The organism is Leptothoe sp. EHU-05/26/07-4 (assembly GCF_043421015.1).
Classification (GTDB): Bacteria; Cyanobacteriota; Cyanobacteriia; order Phormidesmidales; family Phormidesmidaceae; genus Leptothoe; species Leptothoe turfae.
Map to the genome: position 1 here is coordinate 662,345 of NZ_JAXSQV010000007.1, position 19,621 is coordinate 681,965.

The window sequence follows — 19,621 nt, forward strand, 5'->3', positions numbered from 1 at the left end:
CCCAACTTAGGTGAGTGGCTCAATATATTTAATCGTTACAAAGCTATCAACTGTCTCTATCCATCAAATTATTTAGCGCTCTAATGACCTCTAAAGTGACTAAAAACATTGGCATTCTTACCAGTGGTGGTGATTGCCCTGGTCTCAATGCAGCGATTCGTGCTGTTGTTAAATGTGCAACCCAACGGCAATGGCAGGTCTATGGTATTCCCTACGGTACTCAAGGCTTGATTAACTTAGAGCAGGGCAACTGTTCGAGACAGGATATTCAATTGCGAGACCATGGGTTTGATATTCCAGGGGTGCTGCATGGTATCGATATTCTTCAGTTTCTCAGTGGTAGTATGCTGGGTGCTTTAAGCAACGGTGACCCCAGCAATCCTGATATTGCTCGTGAGATGTTAGAGGGGTACCGATTGCTCGATTTAGATGCCTTAATTACCTTGGGGGGAGATGGCAGCTTAAATATTATTTCTGATTTAGCACAACAGGGTAACTGGAACTGGATTGCGATTCCTAAAACCATCGATAACGATGTGCCGTTTACTGAACAGTCACTGGGGTTTGATACAACTGTTGATACGGTGACCCATGCCCTATATGATCTCACATTTACGGCGGCCAGCCATAATCGCATTATGATTGTTCAGGTCATGGGGCGGGATGCCGGTCATCTAGCGCTACGGGCGGGTGTTGCTGGAGGAGCCGATATGATTTTGATTCCAGAACTCACTCCACAGATTAATGACAAGCTACTGGATGGTATCTGTAGCAAAATTGTACAGCTGCGTCAGACTGATCGGCAGTTTGCCCTAGTGGTCTTGTCTGAAGGGGTGTGTAATCAAAATGGGGTTAGGGAAAAGTACATTGGCGATACCCTGGCACAACAGATTCAGGTCCATGCTCAGCAACTGTGTGAGACAAATCAACCTGAATTTTGTCATTTACAGCCATTAGAAACGAGAGCCACAATCCTTGGTCATATTCAACGCAGTAGTATGCCATCATCGCTTGATCGGCTGATTGCAGCAGCCTTTGGATGTAAGGCAGTGGAATTGATTGCAGCTGAGAACTATCAGCAATTAGTAGTGTGGTCCCATGGGCATGCAGACAGTAAACCCTTAGATCAGGTGATACCGCGAATTAAACGGTGTCATTTAGAACAACGCTGCCCTAGCCCGGTGGCATTGGACGATCCTTGGATAAAAACAGCGCGAAATTTAGGTGTTTACATGGGTGAAACCATCAATAAACCTGAGAAAACAAACTTAACTTTTGCCAAACGCTGATTTGAAAACATTACTGACTGGGAGACTAAAGAAGCCTAACTGTTTCATGTATGGTTAGTGGTTGCTGCTGTGGGGACTCAATGCTGTTGATTGAGCTACTACAATGCTAGATGATGTATTCTTGAGTGATTCATGCTTGGATTGTGGCCTTTGTGGCTCTATCCAGGCTAGAAATAACTGATGAATTGTGCTCTCATAGCTGCGTCATCGTTCGCTGTTGGGTTGAATATTCGTGAGCAATACCTGACCTGTTTGTGTCTGTGTTTCTAGGTCACAGCAATAACTTAGAGAAATAATTGTCTCCTCAGATATGATGTACATACCACCTTTGACAACAGATTCTCCGTCTATGTATGGATGCAACTGGGTACTTTAAACCATGAATCAGGTATCAAGTCACTGGAAACGTATTTGTAGCGTAAGCATCAGTTCGAATCTACCTTAAAACTGATAATCTTCCTGATAGCGTCTGCTAAGGCACCAGGGAACCCATGACTCAAAACTCGCTCAAGCGCATGTTTTTTAAGCGACGGCAGGTACTTAGAGGTGTCACTGGGCTGAGTGCAGCTCTGTTGGCATCTAGGCTAGCCGGTTGTGCAACCACCACCGATAGTGACGCCACACCGACTGCTGGGGGAGAAACAGCCTCTTCTAGTGAACCGATTAAGTTAGGTCTTATTGCTGCCATTACAGGGCCTTCAGCCGTGTCAGGTGAATCGATTACGCGGGGATTGACCATTGCCCTAGAAAAAATTAACGCGAGTGGTGGCGTCATGGGGGGGCGTCCGTTGGAACTTGTCATTCGTGACGATGAATCCACCCCAGCTAAGGGAGTAGCGGCGGCTCGGGAATTGATTGAGCAGGAAAAAGTGGCCCTGGTTTTTGGTGGCTTAGATTCTCCCGTATCCCTGGCCATGTTGCCTGTTTTCCATGAGTTAGAAGTGCCTTACATGGGTGTGTGGGCTGCGGCCACAGGCATTACCCGCAACGAATTTGACCCCAACTTTGCCTTTCGAGTCTCGGCTAACGACAATATTGTAGACAGTTACCTAATGCGCTACGCCAAGCAAGAATTAGGGGCCACTAAGGTGGGTTTAGTACTAATCAACAACCCTTGGGGCGAATCGAATCAGGCTGGGTTTGAGGAATGGGCACCGAAGTATGACCTGGACATTGTTGGTATTGAAAAGTTCAACGATGGGGACACCGATATTTCTCCCCAGTTAGGTCGTTTGCAGGAGGGTGGGGCCGAAGTGCTGCTGATGGTGGCTAACGCCGCCCCTTCAGCGGTAGCGATGAAGTCTTTGCTGCGCCTGGATTGGGATGTGCCAGTTGTCTCCCATTGGGGACCGACGGGTGGTCGTTTCCCTGAATTGGCTGGTGAGGAAGCGGCTGCTCGGGTGGTATTTATGCAGACCTATAGCTTCTTTGATGCCAAAGGAGAGCGCTCGGAAGCACTGATGAGCAAGTTACAAGAGAAATATGATGTCAAGGGGCCAGAGGATGTCATTGCCCCAGTGGGAACGGCCAATGCCTATGACGCCATGAATCTGGTTGCCCTGGCTTTAGATACGGCAGAGAGCTTAGACGGACCCACATTGCGAGACTCTTTCTATGATCTCCCAACCTATGAAGGTTTGATTAAAACCTATGAGCAGTCCTTTTCACCCGATAACCACGATGCCCTGAATGAAGACGATTATATTCTGGTGCAGTGGAAAGATAACAAATTAGTGCCCTTCCAAGGGTAAAGACACTGGATAAATGCAATGTGGTCCCAACTGATCCTTTCAGGGATTGCTGTTGGTAGTCTATATGGCTTGGTGGCTCTGGGCTTTCAGATTACCTATGCGGTCTCGAAGACGATGAATTTTTCCCAGGGCGCTTCTGTAATGGTGGGAGCTGTCTTGTGCTACAGCCTGAACATCACCCTGGGAGTGCCTGCCTGGTTGGCAGTTCCTCTCACGTTGGTGGCGACCTTTGGGTTAGGCATGCTAATTGAGCGGTTTGTGGTACGTCCATTTTCAGAAGGGGGCTCCAACAGTTGGCTACTGACGACAATTGCCCTGGGCATCATTCTCGAAAATCTCGCCATGCTCACATTTGGCAAAGAGACACGGGGCTATCCTTCTGCCTGGGCGGAAACGCCAGTCCAACTGCTGGGGTTTGGTGTGTTTCCAGTAGAGCTGCTAATTCCGGTGGTGGGGTTAGCGGTTGCGATCGCACTCCGTTTCCTATTTACACGAACTCTCTTAGGCAAAGCCCTGCAGGCCGTCAGCGAGAGCCATGATACCGCTCGGCTGATGGGCATTCCGGTGGAGCGCATGATCAGCGTCACATTTGGCATGTCTACCGCACTGGCGTCGTTGGCGGGCATGTTAATTGCGCCGGTTAGCAATGTTTCCGCCACCATGGGCACGCTGCTGGGTTTGAAGGCCTTTGCCACAGCCATCATCGGTGGCTTGGCGAATCCCTGGGGAGTCATGGTGGCGGGCATTCTATACGGTTTAGTGGAATCGGCAGCCGCTGGTTTATTGGGGGGTAGCTATCGCGAAATTATTGGCTTTGCGGTGGTGATTTTGATGCTGGCAATACGCCCCTATGGTCTGTTTGGCCAGGCTCAGGTTAAAAAGGTTTAGGGCATCAATATGAAGCTGCGTCGCTGGATTGGAATAGGCTTGTTATTGGGTGCGATCGCAGCCACACTATTCGCGCCCAATACCTACTACCTTTACACCATTGGCATGATTGCCATTACCACTATGGTGGCCGTTGGTCTTAATATTTTGGTGGGGCTGTCAGGGCAAGTGTCCATTGGTCATGCCGGGTTCTTTGCCATCGGCGCGTATGTCGCTAGCCTGTTGATGCTGAGGGTAGACTGGGCGTTTCCAGCGGCAGCGGGTGTCGCCATCTTGGCCACGGCTGGCATGGGAGCGGCCTTAGGGGCTCCCGCCTTGCGGGTTACAGGCCCTTACCTGGCAATGGTGACCATCGCCTTTGGCATCATCGTCGAGCGAGTGTTGATCGAGTGGGTTGGCCTCACCGGCGGCTTTGGTGGCTTGAGCAACATTCCCAAACCGGTGCTATTTGGCCTACAACCCGCTTTGAGAGATGTCGTTCTCATTGCTGTGGTGCTAGCGTTTGTTGCAATTTGGTCCTTTGACCAGCTCAAACAACATCCCTGGGGCAAAGCGTTTCAAGCAGTGCGCGACGATGAGACAGCCGCCATTTCTCTCGGGTTAAATCCCCTAACGGTGAGAGTGATGGCATTCACCGTTTCGGCGGCATTTACGGGTCTGGGGGGAGCCTTCTTTGCCTCCACAATTGGGTTTGTCAGCCCCGACAGCTTTACCCGGCACCGCTCAATTTTATTTCTGTTGGTGGTCATCTTAGGGGGGATTGGCACTGCCGAAGGGGCATTTGTCGGCGCGATCGTGCTTGTTCTTTTACCAGAACTGATTAAGGACTTCGCCGATTACCAACTGTTGGTCTTTGGTGTGTTGTTACTGCTCACACTGTGGTTAGCTCCCGAAGGCTTGACCCAACCGCTCAAGCGTTGGTTTAGCCAACCGTCTCCGGTACATCCCCTGACCACTCCACCAGAAATGCCAGCCCTGATTACCCGCAATCAGGCAGCCGCTGCACTGAAGGTAAATCAGGTTGGCATTCAGTTTGGCGGCGTGCGTGCGGTCAATGAAGTGAGCCTAACAGTGCAACCTGGTATGGTGACTGCGGTGATTGGCCCCAATGGTGCCGGTAAAACAACCCTGTTGAACTTGATTGGGGGCTTTTATCAAACCCAAACCGGCAGCATCATGCTTGGGAATAACGACCTAACACAACAATCTGGTCTTGCGATCGCCCGTTCCGGTGTGGCTCGCACCTTTCAGGCAACACGATTATTTGACTCACTTTCAGTGATTGATAACTTACGAGTCGCGGCTAAAGGCGTTCAAACTGGCTCCATTTTTTCCGCTCTAGTGGGTCGAGGCAAAGCACCGAACCATCCAGAGAAAACGCTGCTGGAAGTTTTATCATTTGTTGGCTTTAGGGGTGATGTTTATCAGACGGCAGCTAACCTGCCCTTTGTGGATCGCCGGTTAGCCGAAATCGCTCGGGCGTTAGTCTTGGGACCTCAGCTGTTGTTATTGGATGAACCTGCGGCAGGGCTGAGTAAAGACGATAAGCAAGTGCTAGCAAAGCTAGTGCGGCGGATTGCCAGCAGCGGTATTCCCGTCATTTTGATTGAGCACGACATGGACTTGGTGATGGATATTTCGGACCAAGTTGTGGTGCTAGACAGTGGCGATCTCATTTCCATGGGTTCTCCTGCACAAGTGCAACAAGATCCAGCCGTCTTGGCGGCATATTTAGGCGTTGACTCACCTGACCTAACGCGCCCAGCCCTCTCTCAGCCATATCCTCTATTGCAAACCAAACAGCTGGTTGCTGGCTACGACAAACTGAAGGTATTGCAGGCGGTTGACCTGACGGTGAATGCGGGTGAACTGGTGGCCGTCATCGGTGCCAATGGTGCTGGTAAAAGTACTCTGATGAAAGCCATTACCCAGCTCATCACTCCCTGGTCTGGGGATATTATTTGGCAAAACCAATCTCTCTTGGGAACACCCGCCCATGCCATCAATCAACAGGGTATTGTATTGGTGCCTGAAGGACGGCAGGTGTTTAAAGAGCTGACGGTGATCGACAACCTGCGTCTGGGAGCCTTTAACCGTCAAGATGCTGAAGTTGACGGCGATATCCAGAAAATTCTCCAGCGGTTTCCCCGTTTAGTTGAACGGCGCAACCAAAAAGCGGGGTTGTTATCAGGTGGAGAACAACAAATGCTGGCAATCGGTCGGGGCTTGATGGCCCGCCCTAAATTGTTGTTGCTAGATGAACCGTCCCTTGGTCTAGCACCAAAACTTGTCACCGATCTGTTTACCACCCTGGCAGAGCTACGGGATGAAGGACTGACCATTTTATTGGTGGATCAGATGGCCAGCCTGGCTTTGGCAGTGGCGGATCGGGCCTATCTACTGGAAACGGGGCAGGTTGTGCAATCGGGTACCGGCAAAGAGATGCAACAAGATAGCCAGGTCATAAAAGCGTATTTAGGGGTTTAGAACAGGTAGGGACCTCCCCTTGTGGGTGCCCTGGATACCCTACGCCATGGTCCGATCATTGGTTGGGAAAATATTTGATCAATGAGAGCAAAGAGTTGGAGAGTGGCAGTTGCGATCGCGGGTTAGCAAAATTTTGGTGGATCGCTCCCAATGCTGCCGGGGTAAGCACAAGGCATTACCCCTACAGGATGATCCATTTTGAAGTGAGGATACTGAATACAGAGGCAGACAGCCGATCAAACTCTGAATGGCTCTGATTTTTCGTCAAAGTGTAGAGGCAAGACACTTTCAATATTTTCAGTTGGGTGGGGCACGGTGTAGTGGGACGTAACTTTCCCATTATTAGGGCAGGCGTTAGCAGCTTTTATCCCCGCTTCCATGGCTCTGTTGACCTCAGCCACACGTCCTCGCACCGTTACAAACTGACGTCCGCTATCGGCCTGATTAATTCCTAAAAGGGAGACATTACCTGCTTTAACCATGGCATCCGCCGCTGCCAGCGAAGCTGGATATCCGTGGGTTTCGATTACACCGATAGAGTAAAGCATAGGGAAATGAGCCGATTGGGAAGGTTCATTTTCTAATATACCTGAGACCCGACACTCAACGTTGAGACTTCGGCGTGACCTCAGTCGAACGCTCAGTCGAACGCCTAGCCAAAACGTACAAGGTATTCCCCCTACGGGATTATCTATTTTGAGGTGGGGATACTGAATGCGGATTCTGCACAATTTGTATCGCTATTGAAAACCGATTCGTTATTCTATCTGCTCTTCGAAACTGCGCCTAGCATTCTGTTTGAGCTGATTGGGCAGCCAGCACTAGCACCAGGGTATCGCTTTAGCTCAGTTGAACTAAAGCAAACCGCTTTTCGCATTGATGGGATATTTCTGCCACCAGAGGACAGTGGTCAGCCAGTCTACTTTGTAGAGGTGCAATTCCAGAAAGATCCGCTACTATATCGCCGTCTATTTGCGGAAGTATTTTTATTTTTACAGAAGCACCCTGATGTTCAACAGTGGCGTGCAGTTGCCATTTACCCACGAACTAGTCTGGAACCTAATGACCATGATGCCTATGGTTGTTTACTTCAAAGTAACCAATGCCAACGGGTTTTTCTCGATGAGCTAGATCCAAGCCAATCGGTGACTCTAGGGTTAGTTAAACTAATAGTAGAGCCTGCCAGCACTGCTGTTGCCCTAGGCAAGCAGTTAATGCAACAAGCACGGGAGCAACCTTTACCCAACTTATCCACCAAAACCATTCTCAATATCCTTGAAACTATTATTGTTTATAAGTTTCCGCACCTTACATCCCAGGAAGTAGCCGATATGTTTGCCATCAGCGATCTAAAAAAGACAAAAGTTTATGCGGAAGCATATCAGGAAGGCCGGCAAGAGGTGCTCGCTCAGGAACGGGCTTTGGTGATGCGTTTGCTTAGACGAAAGGTGGGGGCATTTCCTCAAACGACTTTATTACAGATAGATCGACTGTCGTTGATGCAGCTGGAGGATTTAGCTGAGGCATTATTGGATTTTGGTGAACTGGCAGATTTGGACAACTGGTTAGGGCAGTTGACAGAGAAAAGAACTGAGGTAACAGAAATGCTGACCCAACGGTTAGGGGCGTTGGAGGTATCAGTTATGGAGCAGATAGAGAAACTGACTTTAGGACAGTTGGGGTTATTGGAGGAAGCTGCACCGGGAGTTATGACGGGCGATGGGTTGATGGATTGGTTGGAAGAGCATTCGGACAATGCTATTAGCCAATAAAGCTGAGGGATATTTTAATGCCATAAAACAATAAATGGTTAGAACACTTGCCCCGCCCGTTGAAGAAAAACGAGTTGTCTTGCCCAACGTTACCTGGCAGGGCTATCAGCAGGTTTTGCATGCACTACCGGCTACTCGTGCTGCTCGCCTTACCTATGACTGTGGTGTTTTAGAAATCTCGATGCCTCTAGAAGAACATGAACGTGCCAGCGAGTTAATTGGTCTTTTTATTCGTATTTTGGTGGTGGAATTGGGTTTACGGCTGAAGTCGATGCGATCTACGACGTTGGACCGGGCCGATCTCGATAAGGGGGCAGAGCCGGATAATGCTTACTATATTCAGAATCAGCCTAAGGTTTCTGGTAAGACGGTTGACCTAAAAACGGATCCACCACCGGATATTGTGGTGGTGGTGGATATTACCCACACAGATATTGATAAGAATCGCCTCTATGCCAGTTTGGGAGTGCCAGAGTTTTGGAGATTTGATAGTGAGGTTTGGCGAATTTATTGTCTGATGTGTGATGCGTATGAAGAAGCTGAAACGAGTCCGACGTTTGGCTTTGTACGGAAAGAAGATCTCTATTGTTTTTTAGAAGAGGCTAAACAGGATGAGGTTGCCGCCGAGGTTAATTTGCGAAGCTGGGTGAGAAGATATCTGGACAGTCATCGTTAGAAGATAACTCTTCGCTCAATAAGTTTTGAAAGAACAGTTTTATATTCTTTTGTAAAAAATAAATTATGAGAAAACTTCACTGGAGTCACATTCTAAATTAACGTGAAGCTGAGCGGTGGCAGATATTATGAAATATTTACTGATCATCTCTGTGCCGTCAGCACCAACGCCGTTATGGGGGGACGAATTATGGGGGGACGAATTATGGGGGGACGAATCGGGAAATAACCGAGGAGACGACTATGCAACGAACGACAGTCTGTATGTCTACTAACATATCGCATCGCTCCTCATTTTCACTCATCCCAACTGTCAAGAAAAGCGTAAAGTCAAAAAATGGGGTTTGTCTGCTAGGCCTCGAGGACGACTAACCAACGCACGTCAGTCAATGACTACTAACATATCGCCTCGCCTCTGGTCTTTGCCCTACGTGTCTTAAACGAACTCTCAGGGAAGGGGATTAAATCGCTTCCATAATCTTTTCGCTCTTCAAGTAGGTAGCAGACGTACCCCTATTAAACAAATTGGCTTCTAATCTAACACAATGACAATAGCCCCAACCATAACTACAGACTCAGCTTCAGAAACACCTCTGCCTAAGGCCATCGAGTCGATTGACTATGTGGCCTATGTGGGCATTGACTGGGCTGACCGAAAAAATGATATTGCGGTATATGACTGTGCAACAGACACCTGGAAAAATAGTATTATTCAAAACCATCCTCAAGCTATTCTTGATTGGGTCACACAACTCCGAGAACGGTATGGCCCTGGCAAAATTGCGGTTGCTCTTGAACAACAGCGAGGGCCTCTACTCTATGCGCTGTGTCAGTATGACAATCTAGTGCTGTTTCCCATTAATCCCAGAACGGTGGCCAACTATCGAAAAGCGTTTCAGCCATCACGAGCCAAATCTGACCCCGTAGATGCCCGTATTCTGGTGGAGTTAATGCGTAAGCATGGCAATAAACTAAAGGCCTGGGTGGCAGGGTGTCCTGAGCATCGTGCCCTCAGACAATGGGTAGAATCGCGTCGGATGTTAGTGGGCGAAAAAGTTCGTTTGACTAACCGCATCACCGCGTCACTCAAATCCTATTTTCCTCAAGTTCTTGATTGGTTTAGAGATAAAGATACGCAGGTCTTTTGTGAGTTTATTGAGCAGTTCGACGATGTCAAAGCGGCCCAAGCAGCTACCTCTGAAACAATCACTCAGTTTTTCCATCGTCATCATGTTGTTCGACGGACAACTATTCAGCGTAGGATTCAGCAAATCAAAGTTGCAGGCCCACCGCTGACTGAGGATGACGCCATTGTGTACCGGCTAAAGCCCTAACCTTGAGTCTAATCACTCTGCTCAAGGTTGTTTTACAACAATTAACTGAATTTAATCAACAGATTGCTAAACTGTTTGCATCCTTGCCAGATGCCGAGTTATTTCAGGCCTTACCGGGAGCTGGGCCGCATCTAGCGCCACGACTGTTAGTGGCGTTCGGTGAAGACCGCACGCGATTTACGTCAGCCCAAGCCTTTATGAGTTATATCGGGATTGCTCCAGTCAAGGAGGAAAGTGGTAAAAAGTGCAGCAATTCCAAATTCCGACTTAAGAACAGGTGTCTGTGTCCTGGAGCTAGCAATCGAGTTGTGCACAGCGTGCCCCTATCCGATACAGTCAATTCATTCGAATGGGTCTTGCCCTTGGCAAGATAGTCGTCATGGTCTCAAGTGTGCTCGGATTCGACAGTGTGCTCGGAAGTCTGACCTCATGCATAGGAATGATGAAGGATGGACGTCAGCCTAGTAACGCGACTCGTTATAGCCTTCAAGATGCGGTCTTAGGAGCATTTAGTGCGTTTTTCATGCAAAGCCCGTCATTCTTAGAGTACCAACGACAGTTGCAAAGCCGTCATGGTCAAGACAATGCCCAGAGTCTATTTGGCTTGACCAACATTCCGAGTGTCGAACAAATTCGTAATATTCTCGACCCGCTTCCTGCGAGGGGGCTATCGGGTGTGTTCATCTTGAATTATCAGGATTTAGAGAAACAGGGATATCTGCGTGGGTTTGAGGTACTTGGCAAGCATCTATTGGTCACCCTAGATGGAACCCAATACTACAGTTCGCATGAGGTAAGTTGTCCGTGTTGTTCAATCCAGACGCATCGCAATGGCCAGGTCACCTACAGTCATAAAGCTATCTTGCCAGTGGTGGTGTCGCCGAGCCAATCATCGGTGATTTCGTTGTCCCCTGAATTTATTTATCCTCAAGATGGTCATGAGAAGCAAGATTGTGAGCAGGCTGCAGCTAAGCGTTGGATAGCGACTCATGGACGGATGTTCGCTCAGCGAGATGTGATTTTGCTCGGCGATGATCTATACAGTCGTCTACCGATGTGTGAAACAGTCCTAGCTCAGGGAATGAGTTTCATCTTCGTGTGTTTACCGGAGTCGCATCCAGTGCTCTACGATTGGATTGAGTTCAATGCGGCCAAGGGTCAGGTCAAAACCATCGAGAAAACGCGAACTCAGGGTAAGGAGAACGTCCACTATCGGTACCGATATTTAACCGATGTTCCATTAGGTGGCACCCCGTCGGACCGGGTACTGAATTGGTGTGAGGTCACCGTCACTCGACAACGAGACGGCAAGCGACTCTATCACAACAGTTGGATCACTCCACTAGAGCTCAATACCCCGCAGCAGGTCATTGCTGTAGTTGAGGCGGCTCGCAGTCGTTGGAAAACTGAAAACGAAAACCACAATGTCCTCAAAACGAAGGGCTATCATTTAGAGCACAATTTTGGCCATGGGCAACAGCATCTAGCCTCGTTCTTATTGACCCTAAATCTGTTAGCATTCCTGTTTCATACCATCTTGGGATATGTAGACGAACGCTATCAACGAATTCGACAGATTCGAGGTACCCGAAACGGCTTTTTTCAAGATATTGTCGCCTTGACCAAGTACCTCTGGTTTGAGAGTTGGAACGCATTGATTGAGTTCATGCTCGATGATACCAAGCCGACGGGTCCCTTTCGAAATACCTCTTGATTCTCATCGTGACTGACATCCTCAACAGGAGTCTCTCTTACATACCACTCCTGTCCGTACATTGGAATTTGGAATTGCTGTAAAAAGTGCTGGGTACATTGGCGCTGGTCGTGTCCGATTTTCCTTAGGCAGACATTTGTTGAATGGGTGGACCAGGCGCGTCGACATTCGACTTGGTCGCAAGCCTTTTATCTTCAACAGAAACAAGCAAGCAAAAGTCACCCAAAAGCGATTCGAGCCTTGGCCTATAAGTGGGGAAGAATTCTCTGGCGCTGTTGGCAAGATGGTGTACCTTATGATGAAGAAAAATATATAGCTGCATTGAGGCGCAATAAGTCTCCACTAGTCAAGCTAATAGGCGTTCAACACCAGCCTAAACAACAATCACAATAAGAACAAGTAGTACTTTAAAAACAGATGATAACAACCACAACAAGATCGATCACTCGATGCAGTCATTTGGAGCAATATCCGATGAATAGCTAGTCCGTATCAACGGGGCTTTGGTGCGTGAATATTTTGGCAGACAGATCGGTCCTCTGGGCCATCGATCTTAGCCTTCAACCGGGTAGCTATCAGGCATTCCTAAGTGAGTGAACTTATTGAGAATAGAACATTCCAACAGTAATTCTGTCGTTTGATTTTCAATACACCGTTCAGACACCTCACCTGTGAAAATGGTTTTGATTCGATACATGGCCGTTTCGCTCAGAGACCGTCGATGATAATTAATCTCTTCTTTCCAGTTAGACCGTCCCTGTTTACGAATCGCCTGTAAGTTTTCATCCCGTGGATGAGGGTCCTGTTTACAGTTGCCATGAAACCATATTTTGGCATCTTTGCGAGGGGGAATCGCAGTCGTTGCGTCTCGCTCATCAATGGCATCGTAGCAATAGGTTCGGTCGTAGGCTCCATCGGCGCTAACTTGGTCAATGTCGTCTGGGATTTGGTCAAGTAGGTCTGGCAAGATCTCACCATCACTAATGGCGTTTGATGTCACGACTGCCGCTAGGATTTCACCCGTTTGCTCATCGACCCCCAAATGCAGTTTGAGCCAAGTGCGACGTTTACTCACCCCATGCTGACGAGTTTTCCATTCACCTTCCCCATACACTTTAATCCCCGTACTATCGATCACCACATGACGTCCCCTAGTCGTGGGTTTCGTCGATAAATCAATTGTTAAGGTCTTTTGCCGACGCGATAGGGTTGTATGCACCGGTAAGGCTACCGATACCCCCATCAACTCAAAGATAGATCCCGCAAAGCCGATGGTTTGACGCAACGCCAATCCATAGATCACTTTCAACGTTAGTAATGTCTCAATGGCTAAGTCGCTATACGTCTTAGACGCCCCTGGTTTGCCTGTCTTTTGAGTATTTTCCCACGCTGCTATTACCTCATCACTGATCCATAGGCTCAGGCTTCCTCGCTTGACCAAGGCAGCGTTATACTCAGACCAGTTGCGGAGTTTGTAAGTGCGTTTCATCGGTACCGTGTTTGTGTGGTACCTACACGTTACCGGCTCTTACGGCTCCGTAACTTCCTGATTCACGCACCAAAGCCTATCAACGGTCATGCAGCAGAGCAGACCTCTCCTAAAAGAGAACAGTTTCCTCCCTGAACAACTGAGTGTCAGGTCAACCCTGAATGTCTGAATTTACACTCAAACTTAAACGAGAAAAGAAGTTTAGCCTTTTCTATTGACCTCGTCCGCCTCAGGGACTATGTTAGGCAATGGCCCGATCAAAATTTTCTAAGTCGCTCGCATCATTTACAGAGGTCTTCAACTTCCCCTTAATCTGAGTTGATGTAGCTTAGAATCACTCGATTCTCCCTTTAGGCCATGAATATAGCGAACAAGCATAGCGTAACGCTTGGGATCTACATCTGAAACGTAGTCGAGCCACCCTTGAATATGCACGACGTCATTGGTGTCCGTACCACAATGGAGTCTATGGATTTGGGCACGTAGCGTTCGAAGCCTGCGACGCCCTATTCCAACTCCTCCCGAATAGACCGTCAAGCCAGTAACTCTTAATGCCCTCCCAGGGCCTCCAATTCTTGTCTTTTGCTGATTTACAGCAAAGCCGGAGTCTCGGACGATGTGAACAATCAAGCCCAATACCTTACTGAGTACTTGGGGGGAGTGACTGGAGAAGGTCAAATCGTCGGCGTATCGCGTATAAACGAGCTGGAGATGATCAGCCAAGCCTGCAAGGCGCTGGTCCATTCGCCAGCAAACTAGATTCGCTATTCGGGGCGAGGAGGGTGCACCTTGAGGAAGGGTGCCTTGGTAAGAACACAGTCGGCTGAGCATCAAGGCGGAGGCTGGAGAATATCCTGCCAAGGTAAACACGTTTCTTGTACGTGGTATGCCGATAGAACCGAAAAAGTCAGCTATATCCAAAGTCAGTATGGCCTTTGCATTTTTGTGCTGAAGCGCGTTGTCTCTTAGTTTAGCTCCTGGATAAAAACCATAGCAATGAGATGAAGCTTGAAGCCGATCAAGTATTGCTCTGAGAACCCATCGCTGAACCCTCTTCAGTAGTGAATTGGGTGTACAAATAGTTCTGTTTCCACCTAATTTCTTTGGTATATCGAAACACCGATAGAAATCATCAGCTTTAGACTGCATATTCCAAAGTTGCCAGACTGGACATCCTGTGTGGGCGGCGAGATCGCTGATCGAGTTGATCACAGGAAGGCCGTGAATATCGAATTTTGCCTGCTGACCCTTGGTTACCATTAGGAGAGAAGCTCTTACCTTCTAACATCGTTGTGCGATCACGAAGTGTCCCGCACAAGCTCCATACATGGATTACACCTTGAGCGACGTACACATCACTCAGACGGGAACGGTTTAGCCGACCCCGGCTAAGAGCTTCTCAATGGTATATTATCGTCAAAATCAACTCAGGACAACTTGACTTATTGGGTGGTAGAGCGTTTTGAAACCTAGTTTATTGTGAGCCTAAAAGTTTACTTGCAAAAGATACAACAGGATCTGCAATGTCCATCCCACCTTATAAGAATTTTATCGAGCCGGTCCTGCGCTTCCTGGCGACCGACGAAACTCAGGTTCCCGTTCAAGATCTGCGCGAAGCTGCTGCAAGCTGCCTTAATCTTACTGAGGAAGACCGTGCTGCCTGCTTAAAGAGTGGGAAAAAGGTCTACGAGGATCGCACTGCATGGGCGCTAAACACTCTAAAGCACTCGCACTTGGTAGATTCTCCAACGCGTGGGATATGGTGCTTAACCTCGCTGGGAAGGAAATTCGAGCAGAGCCATGATAGGTTGACCGATTCGGATTTGAACGAGCTGGTCGCGATTGCGAAGGGAAAGCAACTTCCAAAGGAACCCATCCGATACCAGCAGCATGCTGAATATACAGGAGATCGACGTGCCTACCGTCTTACCTCTCGACCAATTGGGATAGGTGGGCAGTGCGAGGTATATGAGGCTACACGAAAGTCCGATGAACGCATCTTTGCACTAAAGCGTATACGGGATCGAGGCTCCTCATTTGCAGCAGAGCGAATGAAAAGAGAGATCAATGTTCTTGCTGCCATGGATTGTGAAGCTACTATGCCAATTGTAGACTGGGATTCAGATAAGTTCACTTGGTATGTCATGCCGAAGGGTCGCCGCTCGATGGCTGAACTGCCTCGTCCGCTCTCTAAGGAGTTGCTTGCAAGAATTCTTCGTGCGGTGATTACAGCCCTCGCTGCTGCCCATGGAAAAAGGCAGCCCCATCGAGATGTAAAACCTGGCAATGTAATTGAATTAATTGATGCATCCGGTCAACCCCGTTGGGTTCTTGGTGACTGGGGTCTTACTCGTCGGCCATTGGGAGAAACTACAACGCCTCTAACCAAGACAGAACATATTCTAGGTACTGATGGATTCGCGCCTCCCGAAGCTTATCAGCAGGCGCACCTTGTGGATGCTGTAGGAGATATCTATTCACTTGGTCAACTTATTGCGTGGGCTACCGGGACTGACCCTGTTCCAAATGTTCCTGCTGTTGCTGCTGAGCCATGGACTTCAATAGTTGAGCGCATGAATCAACTTGCTCCAGAGGACCGCGTTCAGACCATCGGCAAGGTGCGCGAACTCTTAGAGAAACATTTGTAACTGTGGGCTTAGCATGCTGGCAATCCGAGCGTCAGCCTAATCCGCTATATGGGGTAGATAGGCGGAAAGTTTCCCTCTAATCAATTGTTATGCCGCAAGTTCTCGGGAGGACAATTGACCGTTAAATTATCCCTCTGGCAATATGTCTTGGGTGACTTGGTTACTTTCTGAGTGAACCCATCAATTTCTTGGTGAGCCGGTCTGCTATGGTAGATTATTTTTATGTAAAATAACGTGTAAGCATGCAACTTCTTGATTGGTCTGACTTACATAAGATTAAAGTAGCTAGATATGCTTTTTTCGATGGAGATAATATTGGCAATGCCATAGAGAATTTGCTTAATAGTGGCAGAGTCAAAGAAGCGACACATCTATCAGAAAGTATTAAGCTCGCGATATTCAAAATAGAGCTTTTTGTTGAGTCAAAGAATGGTGCAGAAATTTTGATTTCTGGTGGAGATGACATATTAGTTAAATATGACTTCTCTGAAAATGAGAATTTATTTTTAGAAGAAATAACAAAAATCTTCAATAGTTTTACTGGCTTATCCATGAGTTGTGGAGTCGGCAGTAATGTAAATCAGGCGTTAGCCAACTTGATGACTGTCAAGTCGCAAAATAAAGGAGAAATCCTTTTGGAAAATGAAGGATTGAAAGTCCAAGATGGTTTAGCAACACAATCTAAGCTATATATATTTACGACTTCCAAACGTCCATATCCTTATATAAATGTAATTGCTCATTGTGCTGCCAACTACCAGTATCTTAATCAGGTTACTTTAATCGGTATAACAGAGGACAGAGGAAAAATACTTTCTGAAACCGATACGCTAAAAAGGATAAAGCAAAATATTACTGATCGACTTGATGAGCTGAGTGATGGTAAATATCGGAAAAAGATTGATGACCAACAGACTTTATCAGATATTCAGATGGAGCCTGCTGACCGAAAAAGATATTCAAGTTTAAAGGGTCTAACTATCGAGACAAAGGTTTTAGATTATCAAATTCTAGAGAAAGAGATTTCAGGTCTAATACACTCTCCTGATTCATGTAAACATATATTTGATGTAACTGGGTTTGCTAAAGGCTATTTGGTGGATATCTATGTTATTTTGAGATTCAAAAATATTAGTACTGTTCATACATTTGAAATTTTAAAAGAGCCTAGTTTTGACGAAAGGGATTTGATTCATAATCTGGTTTATAAAAAGACATATGCATATACTTGTCTTTCAGAAACTACTCATACCAGAAGCAAAATAATTTTGGGTGAGGGCTCAATTGTCTCTGAAAATGAACTCAATCGACTTCAATCCGATTTTCAAATGCTAGAAAATGAAAGAATCGAACTTGAAAGCCAGATTTCAATCGATTTTGCTAGATTCTGGTCAATGCTATACTTCTTCATACTTTTATCCCTTATTTTCTTGAGTTATTGGAAAATCACACAGCCAGGAGGCTGGGATTGGCTTGAACCCACTATTTATGTCGTCACCTCGGCATGGCTCCTGCTAATTTTCTTACTGCAATTGATCTTTAGTGGAAAAGCACCTTCTTTTGATCCTAAAGACTTATTTATCTCCTTAAAAGATTGGAAGAAGAAGAAACTAGAGAAAAATAGAACTGTAACTAAAAGAAGATAGGAATTGCATGGCAGAAAGGATGATCTGCCATAACAAACCTGGTGCAGCGGATTGGCAAGTATTATCGACAAAGATACCAGGTCACTGGCAACCGCTGGCCAGGCACGGGTATGGGTGATTAGGTAGAAAGTTTCAGTATAATCATCCCCTCTGAATTGGGCTGGTGCTACTTAGGATTTATTTATTCTCCGATCCTATACCTTAATTTTTAGGATTCGGTGGATTACGCGAGTAAACGCTAATCCACCCTAAACAACCGATTAATCGACTCTGACTCGCTTGGTTAAAATTGCCATTACCTCATTGGGTCGCCCGGTGGGTAAGGTCTTACTCCAATCATTGGGTTCGGCGTAGTTGAGTTTGTGCAGCAGCATAATGGTATTGCGCACAGCGGTCAGGGTGCCAAACAAAGTATGGCACACCACCTCAAATTGGTACTCTGGCAAAGGAGCGGGCTGAGCTTTTGGCACGTCTGCGGACTGGTCTTGAAACATGGATTCTGATCTCCAAAACGTAGCGTTTACAAAGGAAACCAGAACCGAATGCCTTAGCAGACCGTATGCACACCGGGGATGCTAAGGCATAATAACCAAAGCCCGCAGACCGGTAAAATGCGTTGCAATGCACACATAAATTCAAAGCCACACCTCGATACATTCGTTGATTATTCGAATCATCGCTGAGCCAGCTTGCACAAGCTACAATATAGCCATGAATACAGCACATCCAGATATTGTCGTAGTCAGTCCTGATGGGGAATATTTAATTGTCGTTGAGGTAAAACTCAATAACAGCTTCACTCATCGTCCAAGTGCTATCCAGCAACTCAAAAGCCTAATGGTTTCCATGGGTTGCTCAGTTGGCCTAGCTGTAACTGGCGACCATATTTTGCTTCTCCGTGATTCTCTAGAAAAGTCTCATGGTGAATCGATTGCAGTGGTTAGTGAAGCAATGCTACCAGAGCATTTATTGCCTTCTGCAAATGAGCAATGGAAAGGGAACTATGGCCTGGAATTTGAATCACGGGTTCAACAGTGGCTTGAGACATTAAAGCAAACTTCAAGTTTAGAAAATTTGCCCAGTGATTTAAAGCAGCTTTTTAGTGAGCCCACCATTAGTCTTCTGAGACTTGGTGAAATTCGGGCAGCTGGCCCCAGGTGGAGCAGAGTAGCCAGTTGAAACCCAGCATAGTTTTAGTGGAAACAAATTGGGTTGTAGATCTTGCGGCACCAGCCCATTTACAGAGTCCACAGGCAATTCAGTTATTACAACGAGCTGACGCTGGCGAGTTTCGGCTATTTGTTCCCGCGATATGTCTGGCGGAAGCTCGTGAAACTGTACCTCGGAGATTTACACCCCGGTCGCGTTCAGAAGATTTACGCAAATTTGTGCGATGGGCGAGGGATGAGGGGCGCATAAACCTTGAAGATGCAGAAGCCGCATTTCGGGTATTTAACCAGTTTGATGGATTAGTCGTCAATGAACTGACAAAGGTTTCAGAAAGATTAGAAATGTTAGCCTCCCACCCAGGACTCAGTGTTTTTCCACTGTCCGAGTCGATGCTAGAGCGTCAAGTTACGATTGGTGCTATGGGCCTTTCTTTAAAACCCTATGATTTGGCGATTTTGGCAGCTGTGCTCGTTAAATCTGAAGAACTACAGCAAGATGGCTATCCTTGGGTTGGCTTTTGTGAATTGGATTCCGATCTTCAACCTTGGGATAGGTTGGGTACCCGCAAACCAATTCTCAGTAATCTTTATAATGACTCTCGGGTATGGGTTTATGGTGACTTCTTGTTAGAAGAACTTAATAAATTGCCCGAGGGTTGGATCTCTCAAACCTAGCAACTAGAGCCTCACTTCAAGGTCAGCAGCACTTGCTCATCAGGTGTCAATAGAATTCTCTCACCTTGATTTGTAGGATTCGGT

At 47.2% G+C, this 19,621-nt stretch carries 17 protein-coding genes and 1 pseudogene; 14 read left to right on the forward strand and 4 right to left on the reverse strand.

Translation table 11 applies throughout. From position 1 onward, the window contains the following. Window positions 1-83 precede the first annotated feature (83 nt). From U2F10_RS27360 to U2F10_RS27375, 4 genes are all read left to right on the forward strand, one after another. A complete protein-coding gene (locus U2F10_RS27360) occupies window positions 84-1,289 on the forward strand; it encodes an ATP-dependent 6-phosphofructokinase (protein WP_163702513.1) in 1,206 nt (401 codons plus the stop codon). Between the two features lie 491 nt (window positions 1,290-1,780). Continuing rightward, entirely contained in the window at window positions 1,781-3,040 is a 1,260-nt protein-coding gene (locus U2F10_RS27365) for an ABC transporter substrate-binding protein (protein ID WP_499873836.1), read from the forward strand. An 18-nt stretch (window positions 3,041-3,058) separates the two neighbouring features. Further along, the gene (locus U2F10_RS27370; protein ID WP_499873837.1) at window positions 3,059-3,928 is read left to right on the forward strand and encodes a branched-chain amino acid ABC transporter permease; all 870 of its coding nucleotides are present in this window, start codon (window positions 3,059-3,061) and stop codon (window positions 3,926-3,928) included. A gap of 9 nt (window positions 3,929-3,937) precedes the next feature. Next, window positions 3,938-6,415, forward strand: a complete 2,478-nt coding sequence (locus tag U2F10_RS27375) for a branched-chain amino acid ABC transporter ATP-binding protein/permease (RefSeq protein WP_499873838.1) — start codon at window positions 3,938-3,940, stop codon at window positions 6,413-6,415. A gap of 236 nt (window positions 6,416-6,651) precedes the next feature. On the opposite strand, the gene U2F10_RS27380 is transcribed toward U2F10_RS27375, so the two are convergent. Continuing rightward, entirely contained in the window at window positions 6,652-6,963 is a 312-nt protein-coding gene (locus U2F10_RS27380) for a carbon dioxide-concentrating mechanism protein CcmK (protein WP_006517539.1), read from the reverse strand. A 195-nt stretch (window positions 6,964-7,158) separates the two neighbouring features. Here U2F10_RS27380 and U2F10_RS27385 point away from each other — a divergent pair, with 195 nt between their 5' ends. The 5 genes from U2F10_RS27385 (at window position 7,159) to U2F10_RS27405 (ending at window position 11,910) form a co-directional block, all read left to right on the forward strand. Next, on the forward strand, window positions 7,159-8,187 hold the full coding sequence (locus U2F10_RS27385) for an Rpn family recombination-promoting nuclease/putative transposase (protein ID WP_499873839.1): 1,029 nt from the start codon (window positions 7,159-7,161) through the stop codon (window positions 8,185-8,187). 34 nt (window positions 8,188-8,221) lie between these two features. Continuing rightward, the gene (locus U2F10_RS27390; protein ID WP_499873840.1) at window positions 8,222-8,863 is read left to right on the forward strand and encodes a Uma2 family endonuclease; all 642 of its coding nucleotides are present in this window, start codon (window positions 8,222-8,224) and stop codon (window positions 8,861-8,863) included. Between the two features lie 544 nt (window positions 8,864-9,407). Further along, entirely contained in the window at window positions 9,408-10,196 is a 789-nt protein-coding gene (locus tag U2F10_RS27395; protein ID WP_499873841.1) for an IS110 family transposase, read from the forward strand. A gap of 2 nt (window positions 10,197-10,198) precedes the next feature. Beyond that, a complete protein-coding gene (locus U2F10_RS27400) occupies window positions 10,199-10,570 on the forward strand; it encodes a transposase (protein WP_499873842.1) in 372 nt (123 codons plus the stop codon). A gap of 65 nt (window positions 10,571-10,635) precedes the next feature. After that, window positions 10,636-11,910 carry an ISNCY family transposase gene (locus tag U2F10_RS27405; protein ID WP_499873843.1) on the forward strand — a complete coding sequence of 425 codons (1,275 nt, stop codon included), beginning with the start codon at window positions 10,636-10,638 and terminating at the stop codon, window positions 11,908-11,910. A gap of 553 nt (window positions 11,911-12,463) precedes the next feature. Here the strand turns inward: U2F10_RS27405 and U2F10_RS27410 are convergent. Both U2F10_RS27410 and U2F10_RS27415 read right to left on the reverse strand, forming a co-directional pair. Then, window positions 12,464-13,399, reverse strand: a complete 936-nt coding sequence (locus tag U2F10_RS27410; RefSeq protein ID WP_499873844.1) for an IS5 family transposase — start codon at window positions 13,397-13,399, stop codon at window positions 12,464-12,466. A gap of 297 nt (window positions 13,400-13,696) precedes the next feature. Continuing rightward, window positions 13,697-14,659 carry a retron St85 family RNA-directed DNA polymerase gene (locus U2F10_RS27415; RefSeq protein WP_499873845.1) on the reverse strand — a complete coding sequence of 321 codons (963 nt, stop codon included), beginning with the start codon at window positions 14,657-14,659 and terminating at the stop codon, window positions 13,697-13,699. 263 nt (window positions 14,660-14,922) lie between these two features. Here U2F10_RS27415 and U2F10_RS27420 point away from each other — a divergent pair. From U2F10_RS27420 to U2F10_RS27430, 3 genes and pseudogenes are all read left to right on the forward strand, one after another. Next, window positions 14,923-15,177: pseudogene (locus tag U2F10_RS27420) on the forward strand (winged helix-turn-helix domain-containing protein); the annotation flags it as partial. Window positions 15,178-15,222: 45 nt separating this feature from the next. Beyond that, a complete protein-coding gene (locus U2F10_RS27425) occupies window positions 15,223-16,047 on the forward strand; it encodes a protein kinase domain-containing protein (protein ID WP_499874519.1) in 825 nt (274 codons plus the stop codon). A gap of 242 nt (window positions 16,048-16,289) precedes the next feature. After that, window positions 16,290-17,693: a mCpol domain-containing protein gene (locus tag U2F10_RS27430; RefSeq protein WP_499873846.1), complete on the forward strand. Its 1,404-nt coding sequence runs from the start codon at window positions 16,290-16,292 to the stop codon at window positions 17,691-17,693. Between the two features lie 260 nt (window positions 17,694-17,953). On the opposite strand, the gene U2F10_RS27435 is transcribed toward U2F10_RS27430, so the two are convergent. Then, window positions 17,954-18,187 carry a hypothetical protein gene (locus tag U2F10_RS27435; RefSeq protein ID WP_499873847.1) on the reverse strand — a complete coding sequence of 78 codons (234 nt, stop codon included), beginning with the start codon at window positions 18,185-18,187 and terminating at the stop codon, window positions 17,954-17,956. A 217-nt stretch (window positions 18,188-18,404) separates the two neighbouring features. Here U2F10_RS27435 and U2F10_RS27440 point away from each other — a divergent pair, with 217 nt between their 5' ends. Together U2F10_RS27440 and U2F10_RS27445 are read left to right on the forward strand one after the other, a co-directional pair. Beyond that, window positions 18,405-18,872, forward strand: a complete 468-nt coding sequence (locus tag U2F10_RS27440) for a hypothetical protein (RefSeq protein ID WP_499873849.1) — start codon at window positions 18,405-18,407, stop codon at window positions 18,870-18,872. After that, window positions 18,869-19,537, forward strand: a complete 669-nt coding sequence (locus U2F10_RS27445; RefSeq protein ID WP_250565702.1) for a hypothetical protein — start codon at window positions 18,869-18,871, stop codon at window positions 19,535-19,537. Before U2F10_RS27440 ends, U2F10_RS27445 begins: the two co-directional genes overlap by 4 nt. Window positions 19,538-19,621: the final 84 nt, after the last annotated feature.